Annotated in this window: 15 protein-coding genes; 10 read left to right on the top strand and 5 right to left on the bottom strand. The window is 39.8% G+C overall.

From position 1 onward, the window contains the following. Positions 1 to 75: 75 nt before the first annotated feature. Positions 76 to 1,056 carry a DNA polymerase IV gene (gene dinB / locus H6G41_RS09255; RefSeq protein ID WP_190745701.1) on the bottom strand — a complete coding sequence of 327 codons (981 nt, stop codon included), beginning with the start codon at positions 1,054 to 1,056 and terminating at the stop codon, positions 76 to 78. Between the two features lie 584 nt (positions 1,057 to 1,640). Between dinB and H6G41_RS09250 the strand changes: the two genes are divergently transcribed. From H6G41_RS09250 to H6G41_RS09235, 4 genes are all read left to right on the top strand, one after another. Continuing rightward, complete coding sequence (locus H6G41_RS09250; protein ID WP_190745699.1) at positions 1,641 to 2,996, top strand: FAD-dependent oxidoreductase; 1,356 nt, start codon at positions 1,641 to 1,643, stop codon at positions 2,994 to 2,996. Next, positions 2,983 to 3,174, top strand: coding sequence for a cold shock domain-containing protein (locus tag H6G41_RS09245; protein WP_306790424.1), 192 nt, complete (start codon positions 2,983 to 2,985; stop codon positions 3,172 to 3,174). The genes H6G41_RS09250 and H6G41_RS09245 overlap by 14 nt, the downstream gene beginning before the upstream one ends. Before the next feature lie 74 nt (positions 3,175 to 3,248). Continuing rightward, positions 3,249 to 3,398 carry a hypothetical protein gene (locus tag H6G41_RS09240; protein ID WP_190745697.1) on the top strand — a complete coding sequence of 50 codons (150 nt, stop codon included), beginning with the start codon at positions 3,249 to 3,251 and terminating at the stop codon, positions 3,396 to 3,398. 253 nt (positions 3,399 to 3,651) lie between these two features. Then, positions 3,652 to 3,924 carry a hypothetical protein gene (locus H6G41_RS09235; RefSeq protein ID WP_190549750.1) on the top strand — a complete coding sequence of 91 codons (273 nt, stop codon included), beginning with the start codon at positions 3,652 to 3,654 and terminating at the stop codon, positions 3,922 to 3,924. A 104-nt stretch (positions 3,925 to 4,028) separates the two neighbouring features. Here the strand turns inward: H6G41_RS09235 and H6G41_RS09230 are convergent, their stop codons facing one another. Continuing rightward, entirely contained in the window at positions 4,029 to 4,595 is a 567-nt protein-coding gene (locus H6G41_RS09230) for a plasmid pRiA4b ORF-3 family protein (protein ID WP_242037849.1), read from the bottom strand. Between the two features lie 294 nt (positions 4,596 to 4,889). Between H6G41_RS09230 and H6G41_RS09225 the strand changes: the two genes are divergently transcribed. The 6 genes from H6G41_RS09225 (at position 4,890) to H6G41_RS09200 (ending at position 8,371) form a co-directional block, all read left to right on the top strand. Beyond that, the gene (locus H6G41_RS09225; RefSeq protein WP_190549754.1) at positions 4,890 to 5,144 is read left to right on the top strand and encodes a hypothetical protein; all 255 of its coding nucleotides are present in this window, start codon (positions 4,890 to 4,892) and stop codon (positions 5,142 to 5,144) included. Positions 5,145 to 5,525: 381 nt separating this feature from the next. After that, complete coding sequence (locus tag H6G41_RS09220; RefSeq protein WP_306790423.1) at positions 5,526 to 5,861, top strand: Pb-reticulocyte-binding protein; 336 nt, start codon at positions 5,526 to 5,528, stop codon at positions 5,859 to 5,861. 155 nt (positions 5,862 to 6,016) lie between these two features. Further along, complete coding sequence (locus tag H6G41_RS09215; RefSeq protein ID WP_190745739.1) at positions 6,017 to 6,397, top strand: hypothetical protein; 381 nt, start codon at positions 6,017 to 6,019, stop codon at positions 6,395 to 6,397. A 390-nt stretch (positions 6,398 to 6,787) separates the two neighbouring features. Further along, a complete protein-coding gene (locus H6G41_RS09210) occupies positions 6,788 to 7,519 on the top strand; it encodes a hypothetical protein (RefSeq protein WP_190745737.1) in 732 nt (243 codons plus the stop codon). 211 nt (positions 7,520 to 7,730) lie between these two features. Beyond that, positions 7,731 to 7,997 carry a hypothetical protein gene (locus H6G41_RS09205; protein ID WP_190745695.1) on the top strand — a complete coding sequence of 89 codons (267 nt, stop codon included), beginning with the start codon at positions 7,731 to 7,733 and terminating at the stop codon, positions 7,995 to 7,997. A gap of 110 nt (positions 7,998 to 8,107) precedes the next feature. After that, the gene (locus H6G41_RS09200) at positions 8,108 to 8,371 is read left to right on the top strand and encodes a hypothetical protein (protein ID WP_190745693.1); all 264 of its coding nucleotides are present in this window, start codon (positions 8,108 to 8,110) and stop codon (positions 8,369 to 8,371) included. 145 nt (positions 8,372 to 8,516) lie between these two features. On the opposite strand, the gene H6G41_RS09195 is transcribed toward H6G41_RS09200, so the two are convergent. The 3 genes from H6G41_RS09195 to H6G41_RS09185 all read right to left on the bottom strand — a co-directional run bounded on the left by H6G41_RS09195 (position 8,517) and on the right by H6G41_RS09185 (position 13,144). Then, a complete protein-coding gene (locus tag H6G41_RS09195) occupies positions 8,517 to 8,945 on the bottom strand; it encodes an HNH endonuclease (protein WP_190745691.1) in 429 nt (142 codons plus the stop codon). Then, positions 8,942 to 9,286, bottom strand: coding sequence for a hypothetical protein (locus H6G41_RS09190; protein ID WP_190745689.1), 345 nt, complete (start codon positions 9,284 to 9,286; stop codon positions 8,942 to 8,944). The genes H6G41_RS09195 and H6G41_RS09190 overlap by 4 nt, the downstream gene beginning before the upstream one ends. Positions 9,287 to 9,349: 63 nt before the next feature. Then, positions 9,350 to 13,144: a hypothetical protein gene (locus H6G41_RS09185; RefSeq protein ID WP_190745687.1), complete on the bottom strand. Its 3,795-nt coding sequence runs from the start codon at positions 13,142 to 13,144 to the stop codon at positions 9,350 to 9,352. Positions 13,145 to 13,177 lie beyond the last annotated feature (33 nt).

The raw sequence follows: 13,177 nt of genomic DNA, 5'->3' as shown, positions 1-13,177 counted from the left end.
TTTTATTTGTTTTATTTATCATTGCCGGAATTTTTACAATTATCAATGTCATTTTGAAATCTCTCTTAGTTTTTATTAGGAAATAAGATGCGTTTCCCCTAGCAGTTGTGCAGTTTCAAAAATTGTATCTGCTTTCTTAATGGCTGACAAAAGAGTTTTACTGCGTGTTATTTGATGGTAATCAGAAAACTTAACTTTTAAAGTCAAAGTGCGTCCCCCTGAGGAGTGCTGTTCCAAGCGTTGCTCCACAATTTGAGCAATTTGTTCGAGTTCCTGTAGCATCTGATGGCGCTCGCTTAAATCCCAAGTAAAAGAAGTTTCTGCACCAATCGACTTGCGAACTCGATTCGGCTCAACGGAGCGATCATCTTCTGCTCTGGCAATTTTGTAGTAATATTGCCCCACCTTACCAAAATGTTGTGTTAGTTCCCAAAGCGAACGCGCCTTTAAATCTGCACCAGTATGAATGCCCAAAGCGTGCATTTTCGCTGCCGTTACCTCTCCTATGCCGTGGAACTTCTCAATTGCTAACCCTTCTACAAAGGCGCTCGCATCATCTGGCAGAATCACTGTTAATCCGTTGGGTTTGTTTTGCCCCGATGCCATCTTTGCCAAAAATTTGTTAATTGATACACCTGCTGTCGCTGTTAAGTGAGTTTGCTCTAGTATTGCGGCTTTGATGTACCTAGCAATTGTCGAAGCGTAGGTGATGTTTTGCTTATTTTCGGTAACATCCAAGTAGGCTTCATCTAGTGCTACCCCTTCTACTAAATCGGTGTAGCGTTTAAATATGTCGTGGATTTGCTGTGAAATTTCTCGGTAAACTTCAAATCTTGGTTTAACAAAGATTAGTCCAGGACAAAGAGCGATCGCAACCACTGAAGGCATCGCTGAGTGAATGCCAAAAGCTCTAGCTTCGTAACTAGCGGCGGCTACCACACCGCGTTGATTGGGACTGCCACCAACTACTAATGGTTTTCCTCGGTAGCTGGGATGATCCCGTTGCTCTACTGATGCGTAAAAGGCATCCATGTCAACATGAATAATCTTCCTCATCCATTTACTGACTGCAAAAAGCTAGATTTACGGCTAAATATGCTTTTTTATTGAACAGAATTCAGGAGTCAGAAGTCAGAATACAGGAAAGGTATTCTGTGCGAGTGGCTGATGAATAACCGGGTTTAAGACCCCCACCAAATCTACGATTTGGTGGTTTTCTCCCAAGGGGAGACGCACTCGTGTTCAATCAGTCGCGGGTCTGAATCCCCGACTTATTGATTCTGACTCCTGAATTCTTCTTCAACCAAAATTTTGCTCCTCAAGCGCTTTGTGTTTTGCATACCTTGTTTGCAGAAGTTCAATCCTATGGTACTAACTTTATAGTACATAGGCACTATATCAGCCAGAAGAGATGCCTAAAATCATGTGCTAGGTATATTACATGTACTTTCACTTGGTTTTAAAATTAACTGGCAGTAGGGGAAGAGCCTCTGTGCCCTCAGAGATTGTATGCTCGCTGTGACTATTGTTCAAGATTTTATTAGTTCTGTAGATAGTATTTGACCGTAAACTGGGGGTGAGTGCCGCAAGGCGGCTTGTCGTAGACATCGCTGTTGCTCAAGAATGAGGGGGGTGTAGAGATGGAAACCGCAGATTTAATCGTCATTGGTAGCGGACAAGGTGGCATTCCTTTAGCCACAGATTTTGCCAAAGCGGGACACAAAGTTGTACTTTTTGAACGAGATGCGTTAGGTGGCAGTTGCGTTAACTATGGATGTACTCCTTCTAAAGCGTTTTTAGCAGCTGCCCATGCCGCAGGACGCGCCCGTCAGGCTGCTAAACTGGGGATTAACACTCAGGTTCAGGTTGACTTTCCTAGAGTGATGGAGCGAGTTAGAAGTATTCGCGCTCGCTTTAATCAAGGAGTTCGTCAGCGTTTAGAGAATGCCAGAGTGCAAGTAGTTTGCGCTGAAGCCTCGTTCACTGGAGAACGCATCGTCACAAGCAAAGATGTCACCGTTCAAGCACCACTGATTGTCATCAATACTGGTACATCTTCAGCGATCCCAGATATACCTGGTTTAGCCGGAACTCCCTATCTCACCAATCGCAACTTCTTTGATTTAAAGGAACTACCGAAGCGATTATTAGTGATAGGTGCAGGTTATATTGGGCTGGAATTAGGACAAGGTTTAGCTCGTTTAGGAAGTGAAACTCATCTGATTGTGCGCGGCGATCGCGTGTTGGCACAAGAAGAAGCAGATGTTAGTCAAACCTTGGCAGCAGCATTACAGCTTGATGGCATTTCTGTGCATTTTCAGGTCAATGTAGAACAAGTTGACTACAACAATAATATATTTACGCTCACCCTGAGTAACGGCGAAAGCCTTGCGGGTGAGGCTTTAATGGTGGTGATTGGGCGCAAACCCAACACGGATGCATTGAATGTTGCCGCCGCAGGGGTAGAACTGGATAAAAAAGGCTTTATCAAAATCAATGACCAATTTCAGACAACAACTCAAGGAATTTACGCCATCGGCGATGCTGCAGGACAACCAGCCTTTACCCATGTTTCTTGGGAAGATTACCGTCGCTTAAAAGCCATTTTATGTGGAGAACAACGCACCCGCAGCGATCGCGTTCTCGGTTATGCCGTGTACACAGAACCACAAGTCGGACGAGTTGGGATGACGCTAGAGCAAGCAACCAAGCAAGGCATTAACGCCCGTGCTGTTACCCTACCAATAGATCAAATTGCTCGTGGGATTGAATGGGGACATGACTTAGGGTTTTACCGGATGGTAATCGATCGCGATACCAACAAAATCTTAGGCGCAACCCTGGTTGGCTATGAAACAGCAGAACTAGTGCATGTATTTTTATCACTGATGGAAGCGGATGCAACTTGGCAGGTGTTAGAACAATCGGTGCATATCCATCCAACCTACGGTGAGGCATTACCCAGTCTGGCACGACTCCTGATTGAAGACGATTGACCTCAAAACAGGTAATGGCATGATTGCTACAGATGAGGGTGGAGATGATGTGTTCTTCAACTTTACTGCCATTCCTGGAGAGGGATATCGCACCCTGGGTGCAGGTACGCTCGTACAGTTTGAAATTGTTTCCAATCCGTTTGGAATAACTGCTCGCAATGTCCAGCGTGTAAAATGAACTACTTACGCATATAAAATATTTAGCACATTAATCTGGGAGATATTGCTGAAGTTTGGCGACGGGTAGTTTAATTGCTTCGTGACTATTTGGATGTGACAGCGATCGCTGTCACAATCCATTACCGAGATAGTAGTAGTACATATTGCCCAGCTATGCCTGTAGATAAGTCGCTCCCAGTAAATCTTCATCTCCAGCTTAGTTTCGCTAGGTGGACAACGTAAGTGTTCAACCGCAGATTTTACAGATGACGTAATACTTGCGCGAGCACAGTTACAATCACTAACAGTACTCTATGAGCGTAATTGCACTCTGCTTTTGATCTGTTAATCATGAATTGCTCCCTTCAACAGACCGAACAGATTAGCTTGTTTTCACTACTTGTGAAGGAATGTCCAATCACTCACCATAGATGAGACGCACAATTTTTAGCTACATCTGTTTTTCTGCTATCAAGCTTTTGGCACCGAGATCAACATGAAACCTATCAAAAAACCGGAACTACTGATTGTCAAAAAGTCTGTTACTTCACAGCCAGCAATTGAGGAAGTTGCGCCTATCGAGACAGTCTCTGCTGATGAACCTATCATTGACCAGCAGCCAGATTTGGAGGTAGAAAGCCAATCAAGAGAATCTCTTCACATCTACGCTCCAGTGCAAAACTATCCAGTTCTCCAGTCTGTGGGCAATACTGGTTGGCAGGTTTCTGACATCTGGCGAGATTTACGTGTTGATAATTTTTGTGATTGATATCTTCTCTATGGTTACTTGCAACAACTATTGTACTTTTGTATAGTTGCAATATAGGACTAGTTTTGATTTCTAAAACAACTCCGTACATTTGAACAGACATACTAATCAAAATCCGCGTATTGAGGAGGGCTAACTCCAATGCGCTTGCTAATTCTGGGATATTTGCCCGCAGGGGCCTTGTCTAAGATTTTTGTGACGTTAATCTGGTGCCACCAATCATCTCCAAAATCGAACCAGTAACCAAAAGCCTCATCAATTGATAAGCCCACTTCAGCAATTGAAGTACTAGAAACATCGCCTGTAGGCGTTGGTGTCAAACCGGAACTGGAAAATACTTGTTTCAAACCGTACCTTCTGGCATTTGGATCTTGCGGGCCATTTCCGCCAATTTGAAATTCATACATATGCTCTTCTTCGCGGTCGAATGCCTTGAAGATGATTTTATGAAGCTCCTCCAAAGTATTGCTGCCTTTAATCTCAATGGTTCGAGACACCTCTGGATTATCAGCAATAAATTCTTCGGTCATTGGTCCGTCAATTATAAATACATCCAGCACATATAGCCCGTTCGCAGAAGAGTTAACCACTTTTTTGGAAACGTTTTCTGATTTCTTAGTTTTAGCCATAATCTCCTGAGTGATGCTGATGGGAGCATTTTTGTCAAGCAATCTTACTAGAGAGCCTCTCTAAATAATAGTTTTTAACAAGTACACTTAAACAAGTAGACTTTGCGTTGCTGCTAATAGGGGAAATGAGAGGATACTATCATTATTGAGCAAACTGCTGGGATTTTTCACTCTTTTACTGTATCCTAGTTAATCCGAGTTAAATTTTTCCCGCTATACCTCATAAAATATTCTTATGGATTTGTCTGAAGATTTTTAAATCACAACTTTAGTCGCTTTGTTAATCTATGTAAAAATTGTCATTGCCTAAAATTTAGAAAATCTAAATAGAGCCAGATGAGACTAATCAAAAAATCTGAAAAACTCCTCCTCAACAAGATAAAGGGTATGGAGGAAATAGAAGAAACAAACATTCAAGACGATATTATTGATGCGCCAGAATCGATAGCACTGGAAAACCAAATACTGGATGTAGAAAGTCGAGAACCTAATTATATCCCTTTGCGAGATAATCCTGTAGTCCAATCAGTTGGCAATACAGGCTGGCAGGTTTCTGAAATTTGGAAAGATATTAGATTGGATAATTTCTAGTGTTGGCTGTTCAGCATACGCTCAATCAGCCACTTTGACGCTTCAGGAAAATTTTCCCCAAGCGTCTACTATTGTATTAGTTTATAGAACTATTTCGACTACTGCAATCTGCCTTGAAGGTTGCTTGTGTTTTCGTCAATTTATTGATATTACATAAGTTAACTCAGCAATAATAGATTTTTTCATTTTTTACAGCAGTTTTCACCTATTTGAACCACAATCGTAGTAGGGGCACGGCACCAGTAAGATTATTGTATATCTGAGAAGATTGTGGATGCCGTGCCCCTACAGTGTGGTCGATTTACCTGAAAATTGCTGTAATATTTCAAATATTTAGGAAATAGTTCAATAATATCGAATAACATCAATAACCAATACACTTTGAGCATTTCTATTGTTTCTTCCAGCTTGGCAATTTCATTTTTTGGCTTACGCCTGAAGAGAACTGAAGGTATTCAGAAGCAATCAACTATGATTCAGGCAATAGATTTTGAACAAACATTTGTCACCCATCTCGAAAGCTTCATGGGTAAAGCAGATAAGTTCATCAAGGTTTATTATACAGGTATAAGTGAAGAAACTCATCTAAAAGAAATAATGCTGGCGGTGAAAAATCTCGCACTTGATGCAGACTTACAACAGCTAGAAGCTGAGTATCAAATGTGCAGCGAAAGAAAAGATTTCATTGCTGACTGCGATGATTCAGCTTGGTGGTAGCACGTTCCAATTGTGGGCTGAAATTCTTCACAAGATTAAGTTGAATTTAGTAAGTCGAAAGTCGGAATTCTCAAAACAGTTCTGACTTTCTATTTCCTAATTGTAAAAATGCATTGGCTTACGCCATTTGGTTAATGAAGTTTACGGAACAATTTATGCCGTCACGCAAATCTTCTACTCCTACCATTCAACCAATAGATGGTTCAATATTAGGTGAATATGCCGTGAGCAATTACTCCGAGCGTGTTTACTCAAAAGTTTACTATTCTATCCGTTCTCTTTGTGGACTTGTTGCCAAACGCTCTCTCAAAGAAACTTTTGATTGGGATGAATTTAAAGAACGTTTTACTACTGATTTTGGTAATGTTGAAGAAAAACGATACAATCTAGAGCAACTTCTTGAATATGCAAATCGCAAGTTTGGTAAAAGCCTTGAAGATTTGATAGTTCAAAATCAAATATCTTGGCAACGTAGACAAGAATATGCCGAGCAAATTGAAGAATCCAGAAGTCAGAATTCGGGAGTCAGCAATTAATTAGTGAAAGATTCAGACCCGCCAATAATGGTAGACGGCTAAACTGAAAATTTAGTGATGGTCTTAAACCCACTTATTCATACCACAGTTGGCACAGAATTCCAGTAGAGAATTCTGACTCCTGACTCCTGAATCCTGAATTCTGTTTTGATAATATGCATTACCAATCAGAGACGATTGAAGATAGCACTCACTACTAATCCCAACAATCTATAGTACTGATTTTCAAATCCTCCAGTAGTAAATCATGCTGGAGGATTTTTATTAGCAGCGATTTATCTCGTCAATTCAACGCTTTTAATAAGTAGACTTTTGTGGCTATTCGTCTACGAAATTACTCAATTCACAGCTTGCCAACTCATCAATATTCAACTATCTGCTGTTATCAATATGCTACAGAACAGCTATATTGTTTGGTCAGGAGCTTCTCTGATTGATGGTTCGGAGATAGCCCTGATTTTGACCGGATTTGTTTATCCTACATCCAATCGCAAAACTGGAAGATTAATTCAATCTTGGATTTTACAGCAAGAATTCGTGCCCACGGAAGCAGCGAAAAAAGGTTTAGATCAGGGAATTTGCGGTAATTGTCGCTTGAAATTGAGTCAGACAGGTAGCTGCTATGTTAATCTGTTACCTGTTAATAATATCTACCGCAAATACAAAGCTGGAACTTACCCAAAACTGGGTACAAATGAAATAGAAGTGTTGAAACGATATCGCTATCCCGTGAGAATTGGCTCTTATGGAGACCCAACAGCAGTACCCTTTGAGGTGTGGGAGCCAATCATTTTAGCATCGAGAAAATACACTGGTTACACGCACCAATGGCGAGTGTGCGATCGCCGTTGGCAGAAATATTTAATGGCTTCTGTGCAAAGCCAAGCTGAAGCGCAATTAGCCCAAATGCAGGGTTGGAGGACTTTCAGAATCATCGCTCCTGATGCTCCTTTGAGCCAAGGTGAAGTTCTGTGCCGTCATACTGAAGATGACAGAATTCAATGCGAGACTTGTTTATTGTGCGACGGTGCATCAAAAAAACCGAATGTAGCCGATCCCGTTCACGGGTTAAATTGGAAAGTCTCGAATTTTCTTAAATACACCGAATCAGTATCAATTTAATTGCAGGAACTCTTATCTGTTTTCTCAAAATTATCAGATTCAGAATTCAGGACACAGGAGCCAGGAGTCAGAAGAGTTTAAGAATTAGGAAAACATAAGTTACGAAATATACTGGATTCCTGATAAATTCTGACTTCTGACTCCTGAATGCTGAATCCTTATATCCAGCCTTACGGCAAGAGAATTTAGAACAGAATGTCAGGCACTACCGATGGCAGAAGTATTAGCAGAACCACAATTTCAAATATTCACTCACATAAAAACGGGAGCAAAAGTAGGAAGAATTTATTTTCCGGCTTTGTTTCTGACTGAGTTTCACGCAACTGTATACCAATGGTTGCAAAGGCAAGAAATTATTTTCGATGAAAAAGACATCAAACAATATGCTGATGGCTCATTCCGGCTGTATTTTAGAAGTGCTAATTCGCTAGAAACAGAATATTTCCGATTAGTAAAGCCTCTCATTGTTCACGGGTAAAAAACATCAGGGTTATTTTGAAAAAAACTTTCCTGATTAAATCTCGATATAAACAACGAAATAGGCTACTACGCAAATTCAGTAAACTCCAAAGCTAGGAGAGATATTCCATGCAATCAAACCATCAAAGCTTTCTATGTGATACTAATGACCAAGTTTTAACCATTCCTAATTTTCAGACCAATTCCCCAGCTAAACCAGAACGAGAAAAAATAAAGCATACGCTGATTGGCTCCAGTCAAGCTGTAATGGCAACAATTCGTGTTTTGCATCAACTTGGTTATGCAGATATAGGTGATTGGAGTCCCTTATTACCAACGAACAATTCTGGGGAAGTTATGAGCATTTTAATCCGCACCATCATCGTTCAGTAATTATTATTTGCTCTGAATAGTATGCCCCCTGTTGGGGGTATCTTTTTTCTTACTCATTCCACTGGGTTGTGCGTCTTATAGAGGTTTTTTCCTCAGAAAGAATTATAGTACGTATTAATTTTATTCGCGTAGTGAGTAATTTGCATTATTCCAACTTTGGCGGATGCTCTCCCAATTTAACCCACATTTTACGCACGCGAACCAATGGCGAACGATTCATTTTTAGAGCAGCAATGGTTGCTCTACCTATATCTGTGAATCCAACCATCATGCTGGCATCCTCATTCCAGGAAAAATGTTCTTTCCATACCTGAAGTTGGGGATGAAACAAAGGAACTACCTGCTCTGTAATTGGGTCAATAATATTTTGACGGTCGGCTTTGTAACGATTGCAGTTCGGACAAGCTAAACAGAGATTTTCCCAAACTGTTTCCCCTCCTGCCGAACGCGGTACAATATGTTCAAATTCAAAGGTTGTTGCTGTCAGTGCTTCCGCAGTCCGACAATAAGCGCAACAATCAGCAAAGCGGGTGCGAATTTTACGTTGTAACTCAACAGAAATATAAGCACTCATGATGCTACAGCTAACTGTTGTAGACGATCCAACGTGTACCTAGCACGAGTTTTTAAAATTGTTAATTGGTCAATTTGTGCCACAAGATGGTCTAATTCTGCAACCTCATCAGCAGAGAGTCGAGATTCAGTATTTTCTGACAACAACTCATCCAAACGTGCTTGAGAAGCAGGAGCAAGTTTACTGTCAGCTAATGCTTGTAGTTCATCTAAACTTAAACCATTTAAGCATTCGGAATCCAAAGTCAAGAAGTTAGCCAATTTTTGATAAGCTTCCATATCCAGCAAAACACCTACTCGCTCTCCTTGCTCATTAGTAATATATCGCACATGTTCTGACATGAGTTTTTTCTGTAAGCGACTTAGTTAAATCTTATCTCAAAAATCTCAGACCTCGGAATACTCTTATCGCTCGCGCTCTGGATGATTTATTGCAACAACAGCCTTTTGAACGGAAGGTAAATTATGCCGCTCAAACTGTCCAGTTTCCGGGATATATGCAGCGATCGCTTTTCGGTGGCTAGCTGCAAAGTCTATAATGCCAATAGTTGTTGGGCTGCGAATACCAACAACTATATCATCTGGCTGTGTCAGGAGTGCGATGCCTGCTCTGGGCGTAGCCATCGCATCTTCTAGCGATGCTGCACCTTTAAACTCAACCTTAATATTCTTCCGCTCTGTCGCCAGCATCTCAATAGTTTTGAGATTCTGTAAGGACTTATCTGAGTGTGACGAAACATCAACAAAGCGGACGGTATCATAACCCCTCTCCACTGCACGAGCAAGAGCGCGTTTAAGCATATTACACAAGACTTGCTCTGTTTTGGCTTGAAACTGACTGTCAACAGATGCGCTAAAAAATACGACAGTTGCAACTGCGGAATTATTTTCATGTTCTCCCAGTGTGATTTCTGGAAACTTAACACTGCTGCTATCAATCACAATATCCACATAACTAGCCGGAGCATTATTGAGCATACCAACAAAACTAAATCCGTGAATTTGTCTACCAACAGCAGCCAGTCTCCCTTGTAAAAAATTGACTGACTGCTTATTTACTACTCCCAATATTTGATTATCAAGATAAGCAAAAACAGTTGGTGCTTTTCGCTCTTGATTTTGACGCACATCCAAAGTAATATTTACTTGCTCACCCAGCCATTGACGAGTTGCAAAAGCATATTTATTAACGCTATCAATTTGCAATTTATGGTCAGGATTTTTCAAACTGGTAACAATAAAGCTCGTACTGGGAGCAGAAGTAATAGCTGCAATTGCCTCACACCCGGCTAGTAAATGAGGAGAATGAGCATCCAGTGTACCAAGCTTCTTCCCCTCTAAAATTACCCAACGAGCAGTTTTAGTCGGGTCACGAGGATGTACACCATCCTCAAATTTAATCGCCACTTTTTCACGCTGAAAATTTTTCAGAGCATACTCATTAAATTGAGTCCCGATGACCCTCATCTGGGTAAACTGTAACTGCTGGAGTTGACCTATAACTTCATCTGAAAAAATAGCAAACGCCACACCTGCTCTTTTGAGTCCCGGATAATTTTGACTTGATTCAGTATGACTGACATCGTGAATAGCGGCTGCAAGTTGTAATCTTTCCTCTGATGGTGTTTCTTGTCTAATTGACTCAACATATTCCCTAGTTTGCTGTTTTAAAGCATCAACCATCCCATCACTAATACCGAAATGAAATTCAACCTTACCTTGCTTGATTGACATTCCCTGCTTGAGGTCGTGTTCTTTCATTGATTTTATGCTAATTGTGCCGATAGCAATATCCACCTCCTGACCATCAGGGGTGATAAATTTCGCTTGAGCAAACAAGGTATGAGGCATTTTTTTAGTTGGATTTCTCGCACCAATCTTAATAGTGAGTTCCGAAGATTTCCAGAAATGAATATTTTTAGCAGCAGGAAACTTGATTAAATTAGTAACCTCTAATTGCTTGGTAGTAGATGGAGAAGTAATGACAAGATATGGACCGGATTCTATTTTTTGTCTATCTTCAAGTTCAATACTTTCTCTAACCTGAGAATTATATTCACCCTTAATTTTTTGAGCCTGTTGTCTCTGTTTATCAGTAAATTCCACCTCAGAATACAACTTTCTAAATTGTTCAATTGGTCGGGCAACAAGTTGATTATGCTCAAATATATCATTAGTTTGCTGAATCATTAAATCAATTGGACTGTAACCATTAGTTTTCATACCCCGCAAAGTAAATACTTCCTTATTTTTCTTATCAGCCAACCATTCCACTTCCTTATAACCAGTTATAGCCTGACAATATAGAATAATTGAATCATCGGGACGTAAAGCACTTTTAGGTCCATCAGCAGCAACTTGTAACTCATTACCCAATTCAGCTACACAATCTTTCAATAACTTTTTAACTAACTGTAAATTTTGTTCTATTTGAGAATTGTCTATATTTTTATTGATGAGCGATGCAATTGGATATATTTGCTGTAATATCTGCTCTGGTATCTGTAATTTACCTTGTTCATATCTCTTAAATATCAAACAAAAATGTGCTGAAACTGTCTGAAGATAATTAAATTTATCAGATTGAGGCAGCGCAATAATTTCACATTGCAGTGCAATATTTTTTTGAATTTCATTAGCAATAATGCCAATCTTATTGTGCATTGCCGAAACAGCAATCTCCTGAAAAGTTCCTTGATAGGGTACTTTAGCTTTTTTAACAATATCAGGATAACGATTTTCTGTCAGGTTCTTTTCTTTAACTTCCGTTGCTAACTTCGGAAACTCTCTACTGCTAGCAAAAGCCAGTAAATCCCCATCAAAATCGCATTGCATATTGTCCATTGCAGTTTGAGGATGGATATAGACACATCCGTCTAACATTTCTGGTAAATGTTTATTTTTTAAAGTAATTACACCATTTGAATTAATCAACGGTGAACGAGTTACTATAACTTCTTCCCCTTCATTTAAAAAAGGTATACTAATTTCATCTTTTTTTAATTTCAAACTAGGTTGAGCCAAACCAGATGTAAACTTTATCGAACGTCCCGTTGCTATCTCTACCCATTCCTTTCTAGCAAATTCCTGAAGTTCGGCAATAATTTTCGGATGCTCGATAATTTGACAGAAAGCAGATAAATCGGCTTTTAGTAGCGAATATAATAATAAATCTTTCTGTTGTTGTGTAGCGAAGTTATCATCCTGTTGATTGTCTTCACTTTCACCACCAGAATCTAAGCTATCAAATATAGAAAATTGTTCAATATCTGCTGGGGGTTTGGGTTCAATTTCCTGATTTTTAGCTAATATTGCTTTGCGTCGTTCGTAAGTTACAATATATCGCTGTGCTAACTTGATTGGGTGTTTTTGGTCTAAAGCTAACTTTTCTGCTTGCTGTTTAATTATAGGTAAAATTTCCTGTTTTACAGCTTGAGGATAATTAACTAAAACCTGGGTTCCCAAACTATGTTCTCTGTAGAAAGCAAGGTACTTCACACCCAAACCAATAGATAACATATATTCCCCAGGTTGAATTGCATCTTCTCCTTTCCTTCCCTTAAAAGAAGACGTTGCTAGCACCATATCATAACCAAACCTGGAACGCAGAGTAGCATCTCTGACACTACCACCCATACGAAAAAATGATTCTCCAAATTTATCCAATTGTGCAGGTGCAAGTGTACCTTTTGCAATGAGCATGACTGGACTTTCTGCTTGAGGTTTGATACCAAGTCGGAATTGAAAAGCACGGGAACTTATATTATTTGAGACAGCAAAATTGCTATCAATTAATCCTTTACAATCACCAACCAATTTTCTTGCATCATCCGCAGCAATTACACCACCATTTTCCCCAGTCACATCGTCAATAACCAAAATTCTGACATTTTGTAACTCATAAAAAGCTAGACAAGGAGTAAAAGGCAAAGGATAAGCAGCCGCATCCGAAGGGTTAGGATACAATAAATCACGAATATTTGGGTTATCTGCAAAAAACATCCGCTCACCCGATGAAAATTGCAAAGTCATGCCATTATATTCATCCAAATCTTCTGCTATAGTGGCATCAGGATAAGCAATACCAATGCTAAACTTAGTATTAGGAAATAAATATTCAGCCAGTGAATTTGTGAGCTTTTGTTCGACCAGAGTATCTTGTTTAGTTTTAGTGTCAAAATGATTGAGTTTTAAAGCCATATCTTTAAAACAGTTTGCAGTTAGATTTGTTGT

Source organism: Tolypothrix sp. FACHB-123, from assembly GCF_014697075.1.
Taxonomy (GTDB): Bacteria; Cyanobacteriota; Cyanobacteriia; order Cyanobacteriales; family Nostocaceae; genus Aulosira.
The sequence above is the reverse complement of the archived record's forward strand: the minus strand, read 5'-3'. Positions and strand labels throughout refer to the sequence as shown.